A 23,410-nucleotide genomic window follows, 5' to 3' on the forward strand; every position below is an offset into this window, starting at 1 on the left:
ATCAGCGCTGCTCGTACACCACCTGGCCGTCGACCAGCGTGGTGCGCACGCGCCCTTCCATTTCGTAGCCCAGCCACGGCGAATTCTTGCCCTGGCTTTTCAGCGCGGCGCGTTCCACCTTCCACACGTGCTTCGGATCGAACACGCAGACGTCGGCGGCGCTGCCCGTGGTCAGCGACCCTGCGTGCAGGCCGATCACCCGGGCCGGCTCGCTGGTGATGCGGGCCAGCGCCTTCACCAGCGGCACCTTGTGCTCGCCGGCCCAGCGCAGGGTCAGCGGCAGCAGCAGTTCCAGGCCGGTGGCGCCCGGCGTGGCTTCGGCGAAGGGCAACAGCTTCTCGTCGTCGTCGACCGGTGTGTGGTCGGAACACAACGCATCGATGGTGCCGTCGGCCAGGGCGGCGACGATGGCGTCCCGGTCGCGCGCGCCGCGCAGCGGCGGCGTGAAGCGCATCTGGCTGTTGAAGAAGCCGATGTCCATGTCGGTCAGCGAGACGTGGTGGATATTCACGTCGCAGGTCACCGGCAGCCCTTCCTTGCGGGCCTGGCGCACCAGCTCCAGCCCGGCCGCCGACGACAGCCGGCACAGGTGCACGCGCGCGCCGGTGGCGCGCATCAGTTCGAAGATGGTGTGCAGCCGCACCGTCTCGGCGATCACGGACACGCCCGACAGGCCCAGCCGCGACGCCACCGCGCCGCTGGCGGCCACGCCGCCGCCCAGGAACGGGTCCTCGGGCCGCAGCCACAGCGTGAAGCCGAACGTCTGCGCGTACTGCATCGCGCGTTGCAGCACCTTGGTGTCCTGGATCGGCATCTCGGCCTGGCTGAAGCCCACGCATCCGGCCTCGGTCAGTTGCCCCATCTCGGTCAGCGCCGCGCCCTTCAGGCCGACGGTCAGCGCGCCCAGCGGATAGACGTGCGTCTGGTTCAGCTTGCGGGCGCGGAACTTGAGCATTTCCACCAGGCCCGGCTCGTCGAGCACGGGGTCGGTATCGGGCGGGCAGACCAGGCTCGTGACGCCGCCCGCGGTGGCCGCGGCCACCTCGGATTCCAGCGTCGCCTTGTACTCGTAGCCCGGCTCGCGCAGGCGCGCGGACAGGTCCACCAGACCCGGGCACACGATCAGGCCACGCGCGTCGATGGTCTTGTTGGCGTTGAAATCGGCCGGCGCCTGGCCCACGCCCACGATCTTGCCGGCGGCGATGTACAGGTCCTGCTCGGCGTCGACGTTTGCGGCCGGATCGATCAGGCGGCCACCCTGGATGCGGATCTTCATGTCTTCCTGCGATGTGCGGTTCGTTGTACCCAAGGTGCTGCTCAGTCGTTGTTGCCGGCGACGATGCCCATCACGGCCATGCGGACCGCGATGCCGAACGTCACCTGGTTCAGGATCACCGACTGCGGACCGTCGGCCACGGCGGAGTCGATCTCCACGCCGCGGTTCATCGGTCCCGGGTGCATCACGATGGCGTCGGGCCTGGCCAGCGCCAGGCGCTCGGGCGTCAGGCCGTACGCCTTGAAGTATTCCTGCGCGGACGGCAGCAGCGCCCCGCTCATCCGCTCGTTCTGCAGGCGCAGCATGATCACCACGTCCACGCCCTTCAGGCCCTCTTCCATGTTGTGGAAGACGCGCACGCCCATCTGCTCCAGCCCCGACGGCAGCAGCGTGCGCGGGCCAATCGCCCGCACTTCCGGCACGCCCAGCGTGGTCAGCGCGTGGATGTCCGAGCGGGCCACGCGCGAGTGCAGGATGTCGCCGACGATGGCCACCGTCAGGTTCGTGAAGTCCTTCTTGAAGTGCCGGATCGTATACATATCCAGCAGCCCCTGCGTCGGGTGCGCATGGCGGCCGTCGCCGGCGTTGATCACGTGCACATGCGGCGCCACGTGCTGGGCAATCAGGTACGGCGCGCCCGAGCTGGCGTGGCGCACCACGAACATGTCGGCCGACATCGCCGACAGGTTGTTGATGGTGTCCAGCAGCGACTCGCCCTTGCTGGTCGAAGACGCGTTGATGTTCAGGTTCAGCACGTCGGCGGACAGCCGCTTGGCGGCAATCTCGAACGTGGTGCGCGTGCGCGTGGAGTTCTCGAAGAACAGGTTGAACACGCTCTTGCCGCGCAGCAGCGGCACCTTCTTGACGTCGCGGTCCGAGTCGGACAGCGAGACGAACTGGCTGGCGGTGTCGAGGATGTGCGTGATCATGTCACGCGACAGCCCCTCGATCGACAACAGGTGCTTGAGCTCGCCGTTCCGGGTGAGCTGCGGGTTGCGGAACATCTTGGTCATGGCAGGTGGGTCGGGGCGCGATTCGGTCTGGCGGGTTCGGTCGGGCGGATACGGTCTGGGTACGGCTTCGGTGCTTGACGTTCAGGCGGCGGCGCGGGTTGACACTCAGGCACGGGCCTCGGTGGCAAACGCAAAGCGCGTGGCGGCGCCCTCGCCCTGGCGCGACAGCACCAGCGTCCTGTCCTGCGGCAGTTCAAGGGTCGCCGCGGCGTAGTCGGCGGCAAACGGCAACTGGCGGCCGCCGCGGTCGGCCAGCACGGCCAGCGCCACGCGCGCGGGGCGACCGTAGTCGAACAGCTCGTTCACGGCGGCGCGGATCGTGCGGCCCGTGGCCAGCACGTCGTCGATCAGCAGGATGTTGCGGTCTTCCACCGAAAACGGCAGCGTGGTCGGCTGCGCCTGGCTGTGCAGGCCCTTCTTGGCGTAGTCGTCACGGTGGAAGGCGACGTTGATCACGCCGTGCTCGCCCAGCTTCAGGTCGGCCGCCAGCCGCTCGGCAATCCAGGCGCCGCCGGAGTGGATGCCGGCCACCGACCAGCGGGCGCGGTCCGCAGACGGCATCAGGGCCTGGGCCTGGTCGCGCAGCGCGTGGTAGAGCGCCTCGGCATCGGGAGTCGAAGTCTGGGTCATAGCGGGATTTCGTCGAAATACTGTTGCAGGATGATCCGGGCGGCTTCGGCGTCCAGCGCCCCGCGCCGCGCCCCGGCCATCGAGGCCGCACGCGACGAGTAGCGCTCGTCCACCCATTCCACGGGCAGGTTGAAGCGCCCGTTGAGCTGGTTGCCAAAGCGGCGCGCCAGCCGCATCGACGCCTGTTCCGCGTCGTCAGGCCCGGCTTCCGGGTTGACCGGCATGCCGACCACCAGCCGCACCGGCGTCCATTCCCGGATCAGCGCGCCCACGGCCTCGAAACGGCCTTCGACCGTCACATTGGGCAGGATGGTCAGCGCCGAGGCTTGCCGCGTGATGAAATTTCCCAGCGCCACGCCGATTTTCTTCTCGCCGTAGTCGAACGCGAGCACCGTGCCGTCGCGGGGCGTCTCGCGCCCCGGCAGCTCAGGCATGCCCGGCCTCGCCGGACAGCATCGTCACGTCGATGCCGAGCAGGCGCACGGCCGCCGCGAAGCGTTCCTCGGGCGGCACACTGAAGATGATTTCGGGATCGGCCTGGACGGTCAGCCAGCCATTGCGGCTCAGCTCTTCCTCCAGCTGCCCGGCGCCCCAGCCCGCGTAGCCGAGCGTCAGCAGGAACCGGTGCGGGCCGCTGCCGTTGGCCACGGCCTCCAGCACGTCCTTGGAGGTGGTCATTTCCAGCCCGCCGGGCACCGCCAGCGACGACACGTAGATGCCGACCGGATCATGCAGCACAAAGCCGCGCTCGGTCTGCACCGGGCCGCCGAAGTAGACCGGCTGGTGGGCAACAGGCTGGATTTCGAGCTTGAGATCGATCTTGTCGAAGAGCGTGGCCATGTCGATGTCGATCGGCCGGTTGATCACCAGGCCAAGCGCGCCGCGCTCGTTATGCTCGCAGAGGTAGACAACGGAACCCGAAAACGTCGGATCTGCCATGCCTGGCATGGCAATCAGGAACTGATTGGTGAGATTGATGGAAGCTTCGGGCGTCGCCATGGCTTGCATTCTACCAAATCACACCCCGGCTGCCGCGGAAAACTTCTGCCGCCGCCGTCACCCGCCGGGCACGCCGGCCGGGCTTCAGTCGCCCGCCGACTTCAGCGCCACCATGTCCTCAGGCGTCAGCCAGCGCCACTCGCCGGGCGCCAGCGCGGGGTCCAGCCGCAGGCCGCCGATGGCGCTGCGATGCAGGGCCGTCACATGGTTCCCGGCCGCAGCCACCATGCGCTTGACTTGGTGGTACTTGCCCTGCAGCAGCGCCAGCCGCAGGCTGCGCTCGCCAGTGGCCTCGCAGGCATGGGCGGCGATGGGCGCCGGCTCGTCGTCAAGCTGCACGCCGTCGCGCAGGGCCTGGACCTGCTCCGGCGTGACCGGATCGAAGGTCGCCACCTCGTACACCTTGGGCACCTGTTTTTTGGGCGACGTCTGCGCATGGATGAACTGGCCGTCGTCGGTCAGCAGCAACAGGCCGGTCGTGTCGTGATCGAGCCGGCCCACGGCCTGCACCTCGCGCTGGCGCAGCGGCACCGGCAGCAGGTTGTACACACTGGGATGGTGGCGCGGCTTCTGCGAGCACTCGTAGCCGGTGGGCTTGTGCAGCATCAGGTACGCCTTGGTGCACGCCAGCCATTCCTCGCCGTCCACGGTCAGGCGCAGGCCGTCCACCTCGAAGCGTGCACCCGGGTCTTCGCACAGCTCGCCATTGACCTCGACCAGCCCGGCCTCCACCAGGTCGCCGCAATAGCGGCGGGTGCCGAAGCCTTGGGATTGCAGGATGCGGTCGAGTGTCGTGGCCATGGATGAACTGCGTGTCGGTGATGTGAAGGGTATGCGGGCTATGTTAGGTTATGGCGATGCCAAGATCACCTTCTCCCGTCGCCCCCGCGGGCGCGCGCCTGCCCTACCGGATCGACCGTCGGTACGCGCGCGGCCTGGTCTGGTTTCGGCGCGACCTGCGCGCCGACGACCACGCGGCGCTGCATTATGCCCTCAAGCACTGCGAGCAGGTGTGGTGCGTATTCGTGTTCGACCGCGAAATTCTCGATCCGCTGCTGGAACGGGGCCTGAAGGCCGACCGGCGCGTCGAGTTCATCCTCGCATCGCTGGCGCCGCTGCGGCAGGCGCTAGCCGCGGCCGGCGGCGGCCTGATCGTGCTCGACGACCGGGCACGCGACGCCATCCCCCGACTTGCGGCAGCCCTTGACGCCGAGGCCGTCTTTGCCAACCACGACTACGAACCGGCCGCCAACGACCGCGACGCGGCCGTGCGCCAGGCGCTGGAAGCCGAATCGCGCACGCTGCTGACGTTCAAGGACCAGGTCATCTTCGAGGGCGACGAGATCCTGACCGGCCAGGGCCGGCCGTTCAGCGTCTTCACGCCGTACAAGAACGCCTGGCTGCGCGAGGTGACGCCGTTCGACCTGCGCGCCTACCCGGTCACCGCGTACCGGAAGGCGCTGGCGCCCGTGCCGTCGCGGCTCGACAAGCCGCTGCCGACGCTCGCGTCGCTGGGCTTCGCGCCGAGCAACCTGCCCGACCTTGCGCTGCCCACCGGCACCGACGGCGCGCAGGCCCTGTTCGACGACTTCCTGACCCGCATCGGCGAATACGACCGCCGCCGCGACTACCCCGCGCTGCGCGGCCCGAGCTACCTGTCGGTCCACCTGCGCTTCGGCACCATCTCGATCCGCACGCTCGCCCGCACCGCCCACCAGGCCATGGAGACCGGCGGCGCAGGCGCCACTGGCGCAGCCGTCTGGCTGTCCGAGCTGATCTGGCGTGATTTCTACTTCATGATCCTGCACCACCATCCGCACCTGGCGGACGGCAAGTCGTACCACCCGGAATACGACGGGCTGCGCTGGGTCGACGACCACACCGGCGACGGCTACTTCGACGCCTGGTGCCGGGGCCAGACCGGCTACCCGCTGGTCGATGCCGCGATGCTGCAGATCAACCAGAGCGGCTACATGCACAACCGGCTGCGCATGGTCACGGCCAGCTTCCTGATCAAGGACCTGGGCGTGGACTGGCGGCGCGGCGAGCAGTACTTCGCCGACCAGCTCAACGATTTCGATTTCTCGGCCAACAATGGCGGCTGGCAGTGGGCGGCGTCCACCGGTTGCGACGCGCAGCCCTACTTCCGCATCTTCAATCCGGTCACCCAGTCCGAAAAGTTCGACCCGCAGGGCCGCTTCATCCGCAAGTACCTGCCCGTGCTGGAACGGCTGCCGGACCGCTACCTCCACGCCCCATGGACCGCGCCGGCCGACGTGCTGGCCGCAGCCGGCGTGAAGCTGGGCGAGAACTATCCGCACCCGATCGTGCAGCACAAGGTGGCGCGCATGGAAGCGCTGGAGCGCTACGGCGCGGTGAAAGGCGCGAAGGCGAAGGCGGTGGAGGACTAAGACGCCAGGCACGGCCCGGGTTTGCTTCAAGCCGCCAGCATCGCACTTTCCCGATAGTGCTTCTGCGCATCCTCGGGGCGGTCGGTTTCCTCGAACATCCGCGCCAGCGCCAGGTGGCTGCGCACGCAGATCGGCCGCTGGCTTTCGCGGTTGGCGTAGCGCAGCGCCCGTTCAAAGTTCGACTGGGCCTTGCCCCAGAGCTGCTCGCCCAGGCACAGCACGCCCAGCGTGTAGTACAGGTCGGCATCGTTCGGATGTTCGACCAGCCATTTCTCGGCCTGCTGGATCTGCGGCAGCGCCTTGCCCGGTTCCGCGCAGTCGGCGTAGCGTTGCACCAGCCGGCTGTCCCAGTTCACCTTCAGGGCTTCCTCGACGATCCGGCGCGCTTCGTTCTGCCGGTTCAGCGCCGAGAAATAGCGCGCGGCCTGTTCGGCGATGCGCACCGCGTGCCGCTCGTCGGCCGACAGCGACCGCCAGAAGTGGTACAGCGATTCCGCGTCGTGGCGGCGCTCTTCCAGCATCGCCTCCACCGCCATCTGCTTGAGCCGCAGCGCCAGCACCGGATGCAGCGCGTTGCGCTTTTCCAGCGTGCGCGCCAGCCGCAGCACCTCGCTCCAGTTCTTCAGGTGCTGGTGCGCGCGCAGCGCGATCCGCTGCACGTGAATCTGGCGCCCGCCCTTTTCCTGCAACTGGGCGATGGTCTCCAGCGCCCCCTCGGGGTCCCGCGCGTCGACCAGCAGTTCGGCCATCGACACCAGGCGGGCCTGCTCGCGCTCGGGATCGGTGACCTGCGACATCCAGGCGTCGCGCCGTTCCGATTCCTGCATCCGATGCGCGGCCCGCGCGCCCACCAGCGCCGCCGTCTGCGCCTGCTCGGGCCACGACTGGGCCTCTTTGGCGGCCCGCTCGGCGCGCGCAAAGCGCCCGGCAAACAGGTTCTCGATCGACTCGCGCAGCGCGGCCTGCGCCTTGCTCATGCGGCTGCGTTCGCGGTACGCGGCGGCCCGGCGCGGCATTTCCGACAGGTGGCGCACCGTGGACATCACGGTCCAGACAACGAAGAACATCAGCAGCAGCAGCGCCAGCGCCAGGTTCAGCGACATCTCCACCCGGTACGGCGGATAGAACAGCACCACGTTGCTGTGATTGAACTGCGTGAACAGCGCCAGCCCGACCGCGCCGCCAAACAGTACGGCTACCCAGAAAAGCAGTCGCATGCGGCTACTCCTTCTTCAGCGCGCGCAGCGCACCCAGGCTCTCGGCCATGGTCGGCAGCGACACGCTCACGGCGCTGGCCTGCGCCTGCTTCAGCAGCGTCAGCACGCCCTGCACGCGGCGCGAGCGGGTGTCGAAATAGCGGCCGATCATCGCCTGGGCGGCGGCCAGGTCGTTGCGGAAGACCGGCTCGTTGCGCGACAGCAGCGCCAGCCGGGCGTTCAGCAGCCGCAGCTTGACGTTCTCGCGCAGGAACCAGCCCTGGTCGCCCGACAGCAGCAGTGCGTTGGCGTCTTCCACCTTGCGCACGCGGATCACCTGGCCCAGCTCCGCCAGCACGTAGTCCCAGGTGCGGGTCAGCACGTTGCCGCCGCTGGCCGATCCGGCCGCGGCCGGCGCCGAGGCCCCCTTGGCGCCGGGGCCCACCGCGCGGTCGGTCTCGCCCGGCACGCGGTCCAGCATGCGCTCGCCGGACAGCAGCGGCAGCGCGTCGATCTGGTTGATCGATTCGTCGAGCTTGATCGCGGCGCCGGTCAGGTCCGTGTCGGGCACGGCCTTCATGCGCGCGATGTCGCGGGCCAGCGCGCGGCGCAATTGGTTGTACTGCGGCTTGTCCGCGCGCGCCAGCCGGGCGTCGGCGCTCTGCAGCGCGGCCAGCGCCACCTGGACGTTGCCGGTCAGCTGGAGCTGCTGGCCGGCATTGGTCAGCAACTGCTGGATCTCGGCGATTTCCCAGTCGTCGCGGTTGCGCATCAGGTCCTGGTAGACCTGTTCCAGCGCCGCCTGCTTGTCGCGGGCTTCCACCACCTGGCCGTCCAGCGCGCCAACCTTGGCCTGCAGTTCCTTGACGATGTCCTGCGCGTTCCTGGACAGCACGCGCGTTTCCTGCACCAGCGCGTCGTTGCTCTGCTGGCGGCGCGCCAGCTCTTCGGTCAGGTGCTCCACGCGCATCTGCAGCCAGAAGAAGCCGCCGGCAATGGCCAGCAGCAACACGGCGGCGATGACCCACCAGGCCGCCATGTTGCGGCGGGCGGCCGGTCCAGCCGCGTGGGACGTGTGGGTAGCGCCGGCGGCACCGGACGGCGCGGCATGGCTCGACGAGGGGGACGTGGTGTCTGGCGTCACGCGTTCGACCTTCGTTGTCGTGGGTCCGGGGGACCCTGTTGGTTCTGTATCGGTTGGGGCGGATGCCGGCGCGGCGGCCGGTTCGGGCTGCGGCACGGGCACCGGCACCGGATCGGCCATCGCCACAGGCGCCGCCGGGCCCGCATGTGCGTTGCCCCACTGCGTGCACGTGGCCAGCAGGCCGGCATCGCCGGGCGCGGCGGGCAGCACGTGCGCGAAGCCCAGCGCCTGGGCCTGCGCGGCAATTCTCGCATGCGGCGCAATGCACTGCATCTGCTTCAGACGCTCGTGTTCCTGCGGCGACAGGTGCAGCCGCGCCAGCGCGTCGAGGTTGCGTACCGCTTCGGAACTGGTCAGCAACCACGCATACGGCGGCGCGCCGGGCCGCAGGCTGTCGCGCACGGCCTGCCATTGCATCGTGGTGGGCTCGGGCAGCGTCCGGCTGTAGGCTTCCACGGCCTCGACCGTGGCGCCCGCCTCGCGCAGCCGGTCACCCAGCCAGTCGCGCCCGCCGTTGCCGCGGATGATCAGCACCTGCCGGCCGGAAAACGCGCCGGGCGCGGTGTCGAGCTGGGACCAGAGCGCCTCGGAGTCGAAACGCGGGGTATCGGGGGCCGCGTCGGTGCCGTCCTGCGCGCCGGCCGGGGCGATCACGCGATGGGTGGGCGGCGCGATGCCGCGCTCGGCCAGCGCCGCCACGCTCGACGGCCCGACCACGGCCACCGGCACGCCGGCGGGCCACTGGGCGGCGCCGGCCGTGTTCTGGACCTGGGCCAGCGCATCGAGCGCGAACGACACCGCGTTGGGGCTGACAAAGACGACCAGGGCATAGGTATCGAGCCGGGCCAGCGCCGCGCGCAGCGGCGCGTCGTCGGCGGCCGGGCCGATGGCCAGCAGCGGAAAACCAAGCACGTCGAGGCCCGCGTTGTGCAGGGCCTCGGTCAGTTGCCGGGACTGCCCGGCAGGTCGCGTGACTACGACGGTCGGGCGGGGCATCGGGCGATCCTCAGGCGGGTCCGGCGGTCGACAGGGCGGCCAGTACCGCGTCGGCACCCTGCCCCAGCAGGTCGCCGGCCACGGCGGCGCCGAGCTGTTCGGCGGCCTGGACCGAATCCACCGGCGCGGTGGCGTGGGCCCGCACGTTGCGGCTGCCGTCGGGCAGCGCGACGAATGCATCCAGTTGCAGTGTCGTGCCGTGCCAGCGCGCATGCGCGGCCAGCGGCACCTGGCAGGACCCGCCCAGCCGGCGCGACACGGCGCGCTCGGCCGAGACGGCCAGCAGCGTCGGCACATCGTTGAGCGGCGCCAGCCACTGGGCCACCTCGGGCCGGTCGGCGCGGATCTCGATGCCCAGCGCACCCTGTCCGGCGGCCGGCAGCGAGCTTTCGGGCTCGATCAGCGCGCGGATGCGTTCGCCCAGCCCCAGCCGCTTCAGGCCGGCCGCGGCCAGGATGATCGCGCCGTATTCACCACGGTCCAGCTTGCCCAGCCGGGTGTCCAGGTTGCCGCGCAGCGGCTTGATGACCAGATGCGGATAACGGCTGCGCAGGGCGGCCTCGCGGCGCAGGCTCGACGTGCCGACCACGGTGCCCGGCGGCATCTCGTCGAGCGAGGCAAACTGGGCGGACACCAGCGCATCGCGCGGGTCCTCGCGCTCCATGACGGCGGTCAGCGCAAAGCCCTCGGGCAGCTCCATCGGCACGTCCTTGAGCGAATGGACGGCCAGGTCCGCGCGCCCTTCCGCCATGGCCACTTCCAGCTCCTTCACGAACAGCCCCTTGCCGCCTACCTTGGACAGGGTCCTGTCGAGAATCTGATCACCCCTTGTCGTCATGCCGAGAATGGACACATCGCACTGGGGATAGTATTGTTGCAACGCAGCACGGACATGTTCGGCCTGCCACATCGCCAGCCGGCTTTCGCGCGACGCGATGACGAGCTTTTGTGGCAGGCTGCGTGACGTAGCAGCGGACGAAGACGACGGGTGGGCGGGTGCTTGCATGCGCGCATGTTAGCACGCACCCCCTCGCAAAACCGCCACAATGGCCGGCCCGAAAGTGACTTTCCGGACGGTTGTTGATGCCGGTTGGCCCGGGGCACCTGTCCGGGGTTCGATACATATATAAGACGTACCGAGAAGAGGAGATAGTGAATGACGCAGCCTGCTGCGCGCCCCACCGGCCGTACCCGTTCCACCAGCCGCAAGCCCACCTCGCCCGCATCGCCCGCCTCGGGCCAGCATGACGCGCCGGGCGCCGCCCCGGACGCCACCCCCCGCAAAGCCCCGTCCCGCAACGCCGCCCCGCGCGCCAAGCCCACGCTGTCCGTGGTGACCGCCGAAGGCAACACCGTCGCCCCGGCCCGCCGCACCGCCGACAAGGACGTGCCGCTGCGCGAGGACATCCGCTTTCTGGGCCGCCTGCTGGGCGACTGCGTGCGCGAGCAGGAAGGCGATGCCGCGTTCGACCTCGTGGAAACCATCCGCCAGACGGCCGTGCGCTTCCGCCGCGAGAACGACCGCGCCGCGGGCGCCGAGCTGGACCGCCTGCTCAAGCGGCTGTCGCGCGACCAGACCAATTCCGTGGTGCGGGCGTTCAGCTACTTCTCGCACCTGGCCAACATCGCCGAGGACCAGCACCACAACCGGCGCCGCCGCGTGCACGCGCTGGCCGGATCGCCGCCGCAGCCGGGCAGCCTGGCCCGCGCGCTGGAAGCCATCGACGCGGCCGGCGTGACCGGCAAGCAGGTGCGGGACTTCCTCAACGACGCGCTGATCATGCCGGTGCTGACCGCGCACCCCACCGAGGTGCAGCGCAAGTCGATCCTGGACGCCGAGCGCGAGATTGCCCGCCTGCTGGCCGAGCGCGACCTGCCGATGACGGCCCGCGAGCGCGACCACAACACCGCGCAGCTGCGCGCCCGCGTGACCACGCTCTGGCAGACCCGCATGCTGCGCAACACGCGCCTGATGGTGGTCGACGAGATCGAGAACGCGCTGTCCTACTACCGCACCACGTTCCTGCAGGGCATTCCCCGGCTGATGGCCGACCTGGAGGAAGACCTGGCCCAGGTGTTCCCGCGCCGCAGCAAGGCCGGCGCCGTGCCCGAGCCGCTGGCGCCGTTCCTGCAGATGGGGTCCTGGATCGGCGGCGACCGCGACGGCAATCCGAATGTGACGGCCGAGACGCTCCAGCACGCGGCCCAGCAGCAGTCGTCGCTGATCATGCAGTGGTATCTGGACGAAGTGCACGCGCTGGGGGCGGAACTGCCGCTGTCGTCGCTGATGGTCGACGCCAGCGCCGAGCTGCTGGCGCTGGCCGATGCCTCGCCGGACCACTCCGACCATCGCGCCGACGAGCCGTACCGCCGCGCGCTGATCGGCATCTATGCGCGGCTGGCCGCCACCACCGAGCGCCTGACCGGCCACGTGGCCCCGCGCCATCCGGTGGCCGACGTGGCGCCGTACGACAACGCCGAGGCGTTCGCGGCCGACATCCGCATCGTGCTCGATTCGCTGCGCCAGCATCACGGCGAGGCGCTGGCCCGGGGCCGGATCGACGCGCTGGTGCGCGCGATTGCGATCTTCGGCTTCCACCTGGCGTCGGTGGACATGCGCCAGGTGTCGGACGTGCACGAGGCCGTCATCGCCGAACTGTTCAAGGCGGCCGGCATCGCGCCCGACTACGCGGCGCTGCCCGAGGCCCGCAAGCTGGAACTGCTGCTGGCCGAACTGCGCCAGCCGCGCCTGCTGATGCTACCGTGGCACGATTATTCCGAGCAGACGCGCAAGGAACTGGCCATCTTCGCCATGGCGCGCGACCTGCGCGCCCGCTACGGCAACCGCGTGGCGCGCAACTACATCATTTCGCATACCGAGACGCTGTCCGACCTCGTGGAAGTGATGCTGCTGCAGAAGGAAACCGGGCTGCTGCGCGGCACGCTGGGCAGCAAGACCGATCCGGCCCGCATGGAGCTGATGGTCATCCCGCTGTTCGAAACGATCGAGGATCTGCGCAACGCGGCCGGCATCATGGAATCGCTGCTGGACCTGCCCGGCTTCGACGCGGTGATCCGCCACCATGGCGTGGAGCAGGAAGTGATGCTCGGCTACTCGGACTCGAACAAGGACGGCGGCTTCCTGACGTCGAACTGGGAGCTGTACAAGGCCGAACTGGCGCTGGTAAAGCTGTTCGAGGCGCGCCGCGTGAAGCTGCGGCTGTTCCACGGCCGCGGCGGCACCGTGGGGCGCGGCGGCGGCCCGACCTACGAGGCCATCCTGTCGCAGCCGCCGGGCACCGTGAACGGTCAGATCCGGCTGACCGAGCAGGGCGAGATCATCAATAGCAAGTTCGCCAATGCGGAAATCGGCCGGCGCAACCTGGAAACGGTGATCGCGGCCACGCTGGAGGCGTCGCTGCTGCCCACGCAGAACGCGCCGGCCGGGCTGGCCACGTTCGAGGGCATCATGCAGCAGTTGTCGGATCGGGCCTTCCGCGCCTACCGCCACCTGGTCTACGAGACGCCCGGCTTCAAGGACTACTTCTTCGCCACCACGCCGATCACCGAGATTGCCGACCTGAACCTGGGCTCGCGCCCGGCCTCGCGCAAGCTGATGGACAAGAAGCACCGCAAGATCGAGGACCTGCGCGCCATTCCGTGGGGCTTCTCGTGGGGCCAGTGCCGGCTGCTGCTGCCGGGCTGGTACGGCTTCGGCAGCGCGGTCAAGGCGCTGCTGGACGAGGCGCCGGACGAGAAATCGCGCAAGGCATGCGTGGCCACGTTGAAGCGCATGGTCAAGACGTGGCCGTTCTTCCGCACGCTGATGTCGAACATGGACATGGTGCTGGCCAAGACCGACCTGGCCGTGGCGTCGCGCTACGCGGCGCTGTGCGACGACGCCGCGCTGCGCAAGACCGTGTTCTCGCGCATCAGCGCCGAATGGCACCTGACCTGCGACATGCTGAGCCTGATCACGGGCCGCACCGAGCGCCTGGCCGAGAACCCGCTGCTGGCGCGGTCGATCAAGAACCGCTTTGCCTACCTGGACCCGCTGAACCACCTGCAGGTGGAACTGCTCAAGCGCTACCGCGCCGGCAAGGACGCCGACGACGTCCGCGTGCGACGCGGGATTCACTTGACGATCAACGGCGTGGCGGCGGGGTTGCGCAACAGCGGGTGAATCGTCGCTGATGCGTGCCGTAGCCGGCGGTTTTCTCCTCTCGCCCGCGCAGCGGGAGAGGGGAGCCAGCCGCCAGCGTTTGTCCCCCTCCCAGGCGATATAATCGCCGTTTCCGATTTTCCGCCCTGCCCCTGCCATGACCTCCCAACTTGCCAAGAAAGGCGAAGCCTGGTCCGCCCGCTTCTCCGAACCGATGTCCGACCTCGTCAAGCGCTACACCGCGTCGGTCTTCTTCGACAAGCGCCTGGCGCTGTTCGACATCCAGGGCTCGCTGGCCCACGCGGCCATGCTGGCCAGGCAGGGCATCATCGCCGAGGCCGACCGCGCCGAGATCGAGCGCGGCATGACGCAGATCCGGGGCGAGATCGAGGCCGGCCAGTTCGAGTGGAAGCTCGACCTGGAGGACGTCCACCTGAACATCGAGGCCCGCCTGACCGCGCTGGTCGGCGACGCCGGCAAGCGGCTGCACACGGGCCGGTCGCGCAACGACCAGGTGGCCACCGACATCCGCCTGTGGCTGCGCAGCGAGATCGACAACATCATCGGCCTGCTGGGCGACCTGCGCGGCGCGCTGCTGGACCTGGCCGAAAAGAACGCCGACACAATCCTGCCCGGCTTCACCCACCTGCAGGTGGCCCAGCCGGTCACGTTCGGCCACCACCTGCTGGCCTACGTCGAAATGTTCACGCGCGACGCCGAGCGCATGGCCGACTGCCGCCGCCGCGTGAACCGCCTGCCGCTGGGCGCCGCCGCGCTGGCCGGCACCAGCTATCCGATCGACCGCGAGTTCGTGGCGCAGCAGCTCGGCTTTGACGGCGTGTGCCGCAATTCGCTGGACGCCGTGTCGGATCGTGATTTCGCCATCGAGTTCGTCGCGGCGGCGTCGCTGGTGATGACGCACGTCTCGCGCTTCTCCGAGGAACTGGTGATCTGGATGAGCCCGCGCGTCGGCTTCATCGACATCGCCGACCGCTTCTGCACGGGCAGCTCGATCATGCCGCAGAAGAAGAACCCGGACGTGCCCGAGCTGGCGCGCGGCAAGACCGGCCGCGTGTTCGGCCACCTGAGCGGCCTGCTGGTGCTGATGAAGGGCCAGCCGCTGGCGTACAACAAGGACAACCAGGAAGACAAGGAACCGCTGTTCGACACCGTGGACACGATCGTCGACACGCTGCGGATCTTTGCCGACATGGTGCCCGGCATCAGCGTCAAGCCCGACGCGATGCGCGCCGCCGCGCTGCAGGGCTACGCCACGGCGACCGACCTGGCCGACTACCTGGTCAAGCGCGGCCTGCCGTTCCGCGATGCCCACGAGGCCGTGGCCCATGCCGTGCGCGCCTGCGACGACCGCCGCTGCGACCTGGCCGACCTCTCCGTCGACGAACTGCGCCAGGCGTCCGGCCTGGGCGACAAGGCGTCGCTGATCGGTGACGACGTGCACGCCGTGCTGACGCTGGAAGGCTCGGTGGCCGCGCGCAACCACATCGGCGGCACCGCGCCGGACCAGGTGCGCGCCGCCATTGCCGCGGCCCGCGCCACGCTGGCCGGCTGACCGCCGCGCCACACCCTGCCGGGGCGGCGCATCCGCCGCCCCGCGCCCCCCCGGCTGACGCCACCTCTTCCCCTGCTTTCCCGCTGCTGTCCCGCTCGTTTCCCGCTCGTTTCCCGCCTACCTTACGCGGACCTTACGCCGGTCTGAAAGCCGCTCGCCACGCCACGCGCGCCCTGTCCCGCCGATGCAAAAAAGTGACGCACTGGGGATTCACCCTAGCGTCGCCCCGCGCCGAAACCCGTAGACTGACGCGCCACCTTTTTGTATCTCCACCTGGGACGATCACATGTCTTTCCTCATGAAAATCTCGCGGCTTATCGACGCCGTGAACGATTTCATCGGGCAGTGGGCGAAATGGCTGATCCTGCTGGCCGTGCTGATCTGCGCCGGGAACGCCATCATCCGCTACGCTTTCAGCATCAGCTCCAATGCCTGGCTCGAATTGCAGTGGTACCTCTTTGCGGGGGTGTTCCTGCTGGGGGCGCCGTACACGCTGCGGCGCGACGAGCATGTGCGCATCGACGTGGTGGCCGGCCACCTGTCCGAGCGCAAGCAGGTCTGGATCGACATCTTCGGCATCCTGTTCTTCCTGCTGCCGATCTGCTCGATCATCCTCTGGCTGTCGATCCCGTACTTCTGGCTGTCGTACGCCGGCCACGAGATGTCGGGCAACGCGGGCGGGCTGATCCGCTGGCCGGCCAAGTTCCTGATCGTGGCGGGCTTCTTCCTGATCATCCTGCAGGGCCTGTCCGAGCTGATCAAGCGCGTGGCCTACCTGAAGGGCCTGCTGCCGTTCTCGGCGTTCCGCAAGCACGCCACCGACCCGGCCGAGGAGATTGCCGCCATCGCGCAGGCCAACTCGCTGCCGCCGACACCAAAACAATAAGGGACGCGCCATGATGTCATTTGTCGCCGCGAACATGGCGCCGATCATGTTCGCCAGCCTGGTGGTATTCCTGCTGTCGGGCTTCCCGATCGCGTTTGCGCTGGCCGCCAACGGGCTGCTGTTCGCCTTCATCGGGATCGAGCTGGGCATGCTGCCGCCCGAGCTGCTGCAGGCGCTGCCCAGCCGCCTGTTCGGCATCATCGAGAACGACACGCTGCTGGCCATTCCGTTCTTCACGTTCATGGGACTGGTGCTGGAACGCTCCGGCATGGCCGAGGACCTGCTGGACACGATCGGCCAGCTCTTCGGCCCCATCCGGGGCGGCCTGGCCTACGCCGTGATCTTCGTCGGCGCGCTGCTGGCGGCCACGACCGGCGTGGTGGCCGCGTCGGTGATCTCGATGGGCCTGATCTCGCTGCCGCTGATGCTGAAGTACAAGTACGACAAGCGGCTGGCGTCGGGCGTGATCGCGGCGTCGGGCACGCTGGCGCAGATCATCCCGCCGTCGCTGGTGCTGATCGTGCTGGCCGACCAGCTTGGCCGCTCGGTCGGCGACATGTACAAGGGCGCCTTCGTGCCCGGCCTGGTGCTGACCGGCCTGTACATGCTCTACGTGCTGCTGGTGACGCTGATCCGCCCGAACGCCGCGCCCGCGCTGCCCCTGGAGGCGCGCACGTTCCGTGAGCCCGGCGGGCAGACCGGCAGCCGGTCGGTGCTGGTGCTGACCGTGTTGTCGGTGGCCGTGGCGGTTGCCGTGGACAAGCTCTACAAGCCGGAAGCCCCGCTGGACGAGCGCCTGGTCATCAGCGTCGGCGCCGGCATCACGTTCGCCTTCCTGGTGGCCGTGATCAACAAGGGCCTGAAGCTGAACCTGCTGTCGCACATGGCCGAGAAGGTCACCTTTGTGCTGATTCCGCCGCTCGCGCTGATCTTCCTGGTGCTGGGCACGATCTTCATCGGCGTGGCCACGCCGACCGAAGGCGGCGGCATGGGCGCGCTGGGCGCGCTGGTCCTGGCGCTGATCAAGGGCCGGTTGAACCTGAGTCTGACCAAGCAGGCGATGGAATCGACGCTGAAGCTGTCGGCGTTCGTGATCTTCATCCTGATCGGCGCGCGCGTGTTCTCGCTGACGTTCTACGGCGTGGACGGCCATATCTGGGTGGAGCACCTGCTGACCGCGCTGCCCGGCGGCCAGCTCGGCTTCCTGATCGCCGTCAACGTGCTGTTCTTCCTGCTGGCGTTCTTCCTGGACTTCTTCGAGCTGGCGTTCATCCTGGTGCCGCTGGTGGGCCCGGTGGCCGACAAGCTCGGCATCGACCTGATCTGGTTCGGCGTCCTGCTGGCCGTGAACATGCAGACGTCGTTCATGCACCCGCCGTTCGGTTTCTCGCTGTTCTACCTTCGCTCGGTGGCGCCGCGCGAAGTGAAGACCACCGACATCTACTGGGGCGCGGTGCCGTTCGTCGTGATCCAGCTTGTCATGGTGGGCCTGATCATCGCCTTCCCGGGCATCGTCAGCACCGGCACCGGCCCGAAGCAGGACCGCAGCATCACGCGCGACCTCAGCATCGACCTGCAGCAGTCCGCGCCGGCCCCCGCCACGCCGTCCGGGCCCGCGCCCGAGGCGCCGTCGCTGGGTGGCGGCGCGGAAGGCAAGGGCCAGCCCGAGCTGCCGTCGGCCCCGCAGGAAAGCGAGCCGGCCGCGCCGCAGTTCCAGTTCGAGAAGTCGAAGTAACCCGCCAGCCAGAACAAAAAACCCCCGCGCCGCGAGGCCGGGGGTTTTTTCTTTGTCCGCCCAGAACTGGCGAAACCGCTACGTCACTGCTTCACGCAATCGACGAAGTACGCCTTCTGGCCGTCGACCTCGTCTTCCACCAGGCCGTGGATGTCGGTCTCGAAGCCCGGGAACAGCTTGTTGAACTCGCGGGCGAACTTCAGGTATTGGACGATCGTCCGGTTGAAGCGCTCGCCCGGGATCAGCAGCGGGATGCCCGGCGGGTACGGCGTCAGCAGGATGGCCGTGACGCGCCCTTCCAGCTCGTCCACGGGCACGCGCTCGATCTCGCGGTGCGCCATCATCGCCCAGGCGTCCGACGGCTTCATCGCCGGTTCCATGTCCGACAGGTACATCTCGGTGGTCACGCGGGCCACGTCGTTGGCCTTGTAGACGCTGTGGATCGCGTCGCACAGGTCGCGCAGGCCCATCCGCTCGTACTGCGGGTACTTGCCGACGAACTCGGGCAGCACGCGCCAGAGCGGCTGGTTCTGGTCGTAGTCGTCCTTGAACTGCTGCAGCTCCGTGACCAGCGAGTTCCAGCGGCCCTTGGTGATGCCGATCGTGAACATGATGAAGAACGAGTACAAACCCGTCTTCTCGATGATGATGCCGTGCTCGGCCAGGTACTTGGTGACGATGGCCGCCGGGATGCCGCGCTCGCTGAACTCGCCGTCCACGTCCAGCCCCGGGGTGATGATCGTGGCCTTGATCGGGTCCAGCAGGTTGAAGCCGTCGGCCAGGTCGCCAAAGCCGTGCCAGCGCTCGTTGGCCTTGAGCAGCCAGTCGTCGCGCTCGGCCATGCCTTCCTCGGACAGCGAGTCCGGGCCCCAGACCTTGAACCACCAGTCGCCATTGTTGACCACGTCGTAGTCGGCCTCGACCTTGCGCACGGCACGGCGGAAGTCCAGCGCCTCGGCAATGCTTTCCTCGACCAGCGCGGTGCCGCCCGGCGCTTCCATCATCGCCGCGGCCACGTCGCACGAGGCGATGATCGAGTACTGCGGGCTGGTCGACGTATGCATCAGGTACGCCTCGTTGAAGCGGTACCGGTCCAGCTTGCGCGACTCGGAATCCTGCACCAGGATCTGGGACGCCTGCGACAGCCCGGCCAGCAGCTTGTGCGTGGACTGCGTGGCAAACACCAGCGCGTCCTTGCTGCGCGGCCGGTCGCGGCCAATCGCGTGCATGTTGCGGTAGAAGTCGTGGAACGCCGCGTGCGGCAGCCAGGCTTCGTCGAAATGGAGCGTGTCGATCTCGGACGCCAGCATCTCCTTGATCTGCTCGGCGTTGTACAGCACGCCGTCGTACGTGCCCTGCGTGATCGTCAGGATGCGCGGCTTCTGGTTCTTGGCCTTGCTGGCGAACGGGTGGTTGGCGATCTTGCGGCGGATGGTCTCCGGGTCGAACTCGCTCTTCGGGATCGGGCCGATGATGCCGTAGTGGTTGCGCGTCGGCATCAGGAACACCGGGATCGCGCCGGTCATCATGATCGCGTGCAGGATCGACTTGTGGCAGTTGCGGTCCACCACCACGATGTCGCCCGGCGCCACGTTGGCGTGCCAGACCATCTTGTTCGACGTCGACGTGCCGTTGGTCACGAAGAACATGTGGTCGGAATTGAAGATCCGGGCCGCATTGCGCTCGGACGCCGCCACCGGGCCAGTATGGTCCAGCAGCTGGCCCAGTTCCTCCACGGCGTTGCAGACGTCGGCGCGCAGCATGTTCTCGCCGAAGAACTGGTGGAAAACCTGGCCCACCGGGCTCTTCAGGAACGCCACGCCGCCCGAGTGGCCCGGGCAGTGCCACGAGTAAGAGCTGTCCTGCGCGTAGTCGATCAGCGCCTTGAAGAACGGCGGGGCCAGCGTGTCCAGGTAGACCTTGGCCTCGCGGATGATGTGGCGCGCCACGAATTCGGGGGTGTCCTCGAACATGTGGATGAAGCCGTGCAGCTCGCGCAGGATGTCGTTCGGAATGTGACGCGAAGTGCGCGTCTCGCCATACAGGAAGATCGGCAGGTCGGTGTTGCGGCGGCGCACCTCGTTGACGAACGCGCGCAGCTTCTCGATCGCGGCGGCCTCGGGCTGGTCGTCGGCGCGGACGAACTCGTCGTCGTCGATCGACACAATGAACGTGGATGCCCGGCTGGCTTGCTGCGCGAACGACGTCAGGTCGCCATAGCTGGTCAGGCCCATCACTTCCATGCCCTCGCGCTCGATGGCCTCGGCCAGCGCGCGGATGCCCGAGCCGGAAATGTTCTCGGAGCGGAAGTCTTCATCGATGATGATGACGGGGAAGCGGAATTTCATCGGGCAATCCTTGATGAGGTGCTTGTAAAGACTTGAGCCACATGGCCCGCGGCCTTGCTGTGCGGCGGCGGCATGTGGCTCGTGGGTCAGGTCCGGCGCCGGGCCGGTTCATGGCCGGCGGCGCCCCCGGCGGCGTCGGGCCGCCGGCATTCTAGTCCGGGAAGATGACAGGCCGTCAGGTCTTGGGCAGCGTCACCCCGTGCTGGCCCTGGTACTTGCCGCCCCGGTCGCGGTACGACGTCTCGCAGACCTCGTCGGACTCGAAGAACAGCACCTGCGCGCAGCCCTCGCCCGCGTAGATCTTGGCCGGCAGCGGCGTGGTGTTCGAGAACTCCAGCGTCACGTAGCCTTCCCACTCGGGCTCGAACGGCGTCACGTTGACGATGATGCCGCAACGCGCGTAGGTGCTCTTGCCCAGGCAGATCGTCAGCACGCTGCGCGGGATGCGGAAGTACTCCATCGTCCGGGCCAGCGCGAACGAGTTCGGCGGGATGATGCAGACGTCGCCCTTGAAGTCGACGAACGACTTCTCGTCGAAGTTCTTCGGATCGACGATCGTGCTGTTGATGTTCGTGAAGATCTTGAATTCGTCGGCGCACCGGATGTCGTAGCCGTAGCTTGAGGTGCCGTAGGAAACGATCTTGCGCCCCGCCGACTCCCGTACCTGGCCGGGCTCGAACGGTTCGATCATGCCGTGCTGCTCCGCCATGCGGCGGATCCACTTGTCGGATTTGATGCTCATATAGACGTGGCAGGGTGGACGGGCGGCGGGCCGGCCCAGCCGGGCGCCGCACGCGAATTGGGGCGCATTGTACAACCATATGGCCCGTCTCCCCCGCGGGGCGGCCCCCTCCCCCGCGCGGCGGGAGAAGGGTCGCGCGGGCATGCCCGGCTACGAGGCGGCGATGACCCCGCACGCGATCCGCCCGCCCGCGTTGCCCGTGGGCTGGGTGCGGTAGTCGTCCGGGTCCTTGTGGACGATCACGGCCTTGCCGATCACGCTGTTCGGGCCGGGGCCCACCGTCACGTCGGACATCATGAACTGGGCGCGGGCGTTGCCGGCCGAATCGGCGGTCAGGTTGTTCATGTCGCCGGCGTGGTGGTCGGCCATCGACATCTGGCCATGCGGCTTGCCGCCCGGGTTGAAGTGGCCGCCCGCGCTCATGGCGTCCGGCGCCGAGCAGTCGCCCTTCTCGTGGATATGGAAGCCGTGCGTGGTGCCCGGCGGCAGGCCGGTCACGGCCACCACGACCATCACCCCGCCTTGCTGCTGGTCAAACGTGACACGGCCCGACGTGTTCGTGCCGCTCTTGGGCGTCAGCGGCGCCGCGGCGCGCGTGGCACCCGGCGCGGCGGCGGCGGCCGTGGCGGCCATCGGCGCGGCGGACGGGCTCTTGCCCGGCTGCGAGCATCCCGCTGCCAGCACGGCGGCGGCGCCCATGGTCAATCCGAAAAGTACCCGTTTCATGCGTTCCTCCTCTTCTTGCTTGTGAGCGCGATCGATGCGCGTGGTTGCGACGCCCTGCCGGGTGGATTGTAGGACAGCCGCCCGGCACGACAATGTCGGACGGCGTCCCATTTTGGCCCGGCCGGCTCGGTGCTCAGGTGTTCTGGACGACGATGCTCGGGAACTTGTTGCTCATGTCGCGCGCCTTGTCGGCCACCTTGATCGCCACCTTGCGGGCCATCTCGCGGTAGATGGCGGCAATCTGGCCGTCGGGGTCGGCCACCACGGTCGGGCGGCCCGAATCGGCCTGCTCGCGGATCGACAGGTTCAGCGGCAGGCTGCCCAGCACGTCCACGTCGTAGTCCTTGCTCATTTTTTCAGCACCGCCGGCGCCGAAGATGTGCTCGGTGTGGCCGCAGTTCGGGCAGCAGTAGACGGCCATGTTCTCGACGATGCCCAGGATGGGGATGCCCACCTTTTCGAACATCTTCAGGCCCTTGCGGGCGTCCAGCAGCGCGATGTCCTGCGGGGTGGTCACGATCACGGCGCCCGTGACCGGCACCTTCTGGGACAGCGTGAGCTGGATGTCGCCGGTGCCCGGCGGCATGTCGACGATCAGGTAGTCCAGGTCGTTCCAGTTGGTCTGGCGCAGCAGTTGCTCCAGCGCCGACGTCACCATCGGGCCGCGCCACACCATCGGGTTGTCCTGCTCGATCAGGAAGCCGATCGAGTTGGCCTGCAGGCCGTGGCCCTGCAGCGGCATCATGGTCTGGCCGTCGGTCGATTCCGGGCGGCCGGAGATGCCCAGCATCATCGGCAGGCTCGGGCCGTAGATGTCGGCGTCTAGCATGCCCACGCGGGCGCCCTCGGCGGCCAGCGCCAGCGCCAGGTTCACCGCCGTGGTGGACTTGCCCACCCCGCCCTTGCCGGACGCCACGGCAATCACGTTGCGCACGCCGGGCAGCAGCTTCACGCCGCGCTGCACCGCGTGGGCCACGATCTTCATCGACACCGTCACGTTGACGGCCGCCACGCCGTCGAGCTTGCGCACGGCGTCGGTGACAAGCCCGCGGATCAGGTCGAACTGGCTCTTGCCCGGGTAGCCCAGCTCCACTTCCAGTGACACGTTGCCGCCGTCGACCCGCACGTTGCGCGCGGCGCGCGTGGAGACAAGGTCCTTGCCCGTGTTGGGATCGATGACGGTACGCAGGGCTTCGGTTACCTGTTCAATGGTGGCAGTCAAGACGGACTCCGCTCTGTATTGGAATAGTGGGGATTCAATGGGTACGGCAGGCGCGCCATGCCGGCACGCCGGGACAGCGGCCAAGGTAGCAGGTCCGGCCGCCGTGCGGGGCATCGCCCCGTTTTAACCTTGGCTTAAGTGGGGGATTACAGACATTTACATCTCTCACATTCTCAGGCTTGTGCCTGGCACGCCATGTGCCTATTGTAGTGCCGCCAGCCTGACTGCAAGGCCGCCCGACGTGTCGGCGCGGCCCGGGTCTTGAGCGTTTTCATACGCAATGTTGAATCTTGTCGCGGGATGGCCGCCGATGCGCGGCCCGCGTTACCATGCGGCAGGCCGTTGGCAAAA

18 protein-coding genes are annotated in these 23,410 nt (G+C 68.3%); 5 read left to right on the forward strand and 13 right to left on the reverse strand.

Features of this window, described 5'->3' with window-relative positions; genetic code table 11:
* Nucleotide 1 precedes the first annotated feature (1 nt).
* From QTN24_RS02575 to QTN24_RS02600, 6 genes are all read right to left on the reverse strand, one after another.
* Nucleotides 2-1,276 (reverse strand): dihydroorotase, encoded by a 1,275-nt coding sequence (locus tag QTN24_RS02575; RefSeq protein WP_313835216.1) that lies wholly within the window; start codon nucleotides 1,274-1,276, stop codon nucleotides 2-4.
* A 41-nt stretch (nucleotides 1,277-1,317) separates the two neighbouring features.
* A complete protein-coding gene (locus tag QTN24_RS02580) occupies nucleotides 1,318-2,289 on the reverse strand; it encodes an aspartate carbamoyltransferase catalytic subunit (protein WP_124683460.1) in 972 nt (323 codons plus the stop codon).
* Nucleotides 2,290-2,394: 105 nt separating this feature from the next.
* Entirely contained in the window at nucleotides 2,395-2,919 is a 525-nt protein-coding gene (gene pyrR / locus QTN24_RS02585; RefSeq protein ID WP_124683459.1) for a bifunctional pyr operon transcriptional regulator/uracil phosphoribosyltransferase PyrR, read from the reverse strand.
* Entirely contained in the window at nucleotides 2,916-3,353 is a 438-nt protein-coding gene (gene ruvX / locus QTN24_RS02590; RefSeq protein ID WP_124683458.1) for a Holliday junction resolvase RuvX, read from the reverse strand. The genes pyrR and ruvX overlap by 4 nt, the downstream gene beginning before the upstream one ends.
* Nucleotides 3,346-3,918, reverse strand: a complete 573-nt coding sequence (locus QTN24_RS02595) for a YqgE/AlgH family protein (RefSeq protein ID WP_092601787.1) — start codon at nucleotides 3,916-3,918, stop codon at nucleotides 3,346-3,348. The genes ruvX and QTN24_RS02595 overlap by 8 nt, the downstream gene beginning before the upstream one ends.
* 84 nt (nucleotides 3,919-4,002) lie before the next feature.
* Nucleotides 4,003-4,719: a 16S rRNA pseudouridine(516) synthase gene (locus tag QTN24_RS02600; RefSeq protein WP_313835217.1), complete on the reverse strand. Its 717-nt coding sequence runs from the start codon at nucleotides 4,717-4,719 to the stop codon at nucleotides 4,003-4,005.
* Nucleotides 4,720-4,775: 56 nt separating this feature from the next.
* Between QTN24_RS02600 and QTN24_RS02605 the strand changes: the two genes are divergently transcribed.
* Nucleotides 4,776-6,329, forward strand: coding sequence for a deoxyribodipyrimidine photo-lyase (locus QTN24_RS02605; RefSeq protein WP_313835218.1), 1,554 nt, complete (start codon nucleotides 4,776-4,778; stop codon nucleotides 6,327-6,329).
* A 26-nt stretch (nucleotides 6,330-6,355) separates the two neighbouring features.
* Here the strand turns inward: QTN24_RS02605 and QTN24_RS02610 are convergent, their stop codons facing one another.
* The 3 genes from QTN24_RS02610 to hemC are packed head-to-tail and all read right to left on the reverse strand — an operon-like array spanning nucleotide 6,356 to nucleotide 10,671.
* Nucleotides 6,356-7,546 carry a heme biosynthesis protein HemY gene (locus QTN24_RS02610; RefSeq protein ID WP_124683455.1) on the reverse strand — a complete coding sequence of 397 codons (1,191 nt, stop codon included), beginning with the start codon at nucleotides 7,544-7,546 and terminating at the stop codon, nucleotides 6,356-6,358.
* Between the two features lie 4 nt (nucleotides 7,547-7,550).
* Nucleotides 7,551-9,665, reverse strand: coding sequence for a fused uroporphyrinogen-III synthase HemD/membrane protein HemX (gene hemDX / locus QTN24_RS02615; protein ID WP_313835219.1), 2,115 nt, complete (start codon nucleotides 9,663-9,665; stop codon nucleotides 7,551-7,553).
* A 10-nt stretch (nucleotides 9,666-9,675) separates the two neighbouring features.
* Nucleotides 9,676-10,671 (reverse strand): hydroxymethylbilane synthase, encoded by a 996-nt coding sequence (gene hemC / locus QTN24_RS02620; RefSeq protein ID WP_124683453.1) that lies wholly within the window; start codon nucleotides 10,669-10,671, stop codon nucleotides 9,676-9,678.
* A 150-nt stretch (nucleotides 10,672-10,821) separates the two neighbouring features.
* Between hemC and ppc the strand changes: the two genes are divergently transcribed.
* The 4 genes from ppc (at nucleotide 10,822) to QTN24_RS02640 (ending at nucleotide 18,021) form a co-directional block, all read left to right on the forward strand.
* A complete protein-coding gene (ppc, locus tag QTN24_RS02625; RefSeq protein ID WP_313835220.1) occupies nucleotides 10,822-13,848 on the forward strand; it encodes a phosphoenolpyruvate carboxylase in 3,027 nt (1,008 codons plus the stop codon).
* Nucleotides 13,849-13,984: 136 nt separating this feature from the next.
* Entirely contained in the window at nucleotides 13,985-15,400 is a 1,416-nt protein-coding gene (argH, locus tag QTN24_RS02630; RefSeq protein WP_124683451.1) for an argininosuccinate lyase, read from the forward strand.
* A gap of 286 nt (nucleotides 15,401-15,686) precedes the next feature.
* The gene (locus QTN24_RS02635; protein ID WP_124683450.1) at nucleotides 15,687-16,286 is read left to right on the forward strand and encodes a TRAP transporter small permease subunit; all 600 of its coding nucleotides are present in this window, start codon (nucleotides 15,687-15,689) and stop codon (nucleotides 16,284-16,286) included.
* A gap of 10 nt (nucleotides 16,287-16,296) precedes the next feature.
* Nucleotides 16,297-18,021: a TRAP transporter large permease subunit gene (locus tag QTN24_RS02640; protein ID WP_313835221.1), complete on the forward strand. Its 1,725-nt coding sequence runs from the start codon at nucleotides 16,297-16,299 to the stop codon at nucleotides 18,019-18,021.
* 83 nt (nucleotides 18,022-18,104) lie between these two features.
* Here the strand turns inward: QTN24_RS02640 and QTN24_RS02645 are convergent, their stop codons facing one another.
* From QTN24_RS02645 to apbC, 4 genes are all read right to left on the reverse strand, one after another.
* Nucleotides 18,105-20,369, reverse strand: coding sequence for an arginine/lysine/ornithine decarboxylase (locus QTN24_RS02645; RefSeq protein ID WP_124683448.1), 2,265 nt, complete (start codon nucleotides 20,367-20,369; stop codon nucleotides 18,105-18,107).
* A 175-nt stretch (nucleotides 20,370-20,544) separates the two neighbouring features.
* Nucleotides 20,545-21,111, reverse strand: a complete 567-nt coding sequence (dcd, locus tag QTN24_RS02650; protein ID WP_124683447.1) for a dCTP deaminase — start codon at nucleotides 21,109-21,111, stop codon at nucleotides 20,545-20,547.
* A gap of 150 nt (nucleotides 21,112-21,261) precedes the next feature.
* Nucleotides 21,262-21,837 (reverse strand): superoxide dismutase family protein, encoded by a 576-nt coding sequence (locus QTN24_RS02655; RefSeq protein WP_313835222.1) that lies wholly within the window; start codon nucleotides 21,835-21,837, stop codon nucleotides 21,262-21,264.
* A gap of 133 nt (nucleotides 21,838-21,970) precedes the next feature.
* The gene (gene apbC, locus QTN24_RS02660; protein ID WP_313835223.1) at nucleotides 21,971-23,059 is read right to left on the reverse strand and encodes an iron-sulfur cluster carrier protein ApbC; all 1,089 of its coding nucleotides are present in this window, start codon (nucleotides 23,057-23,059) and stop codon (nucleotides 21,971-21,973) included.
* Nucleotides 23,060-23,410 lie beyond the last annotated feature (351 nt).

Origin of the sequence: Cupriavidus sp. SZY C1 (assembly GCF_032190535.1) — a bacterium.
Classification (GTDB): Bacteria; Pseudomonadota; Gammaproteobacteria; order Burkholderiales; family Burkholderiaceae; genus Cupriavidus; species Cupriavidus pauculus_C.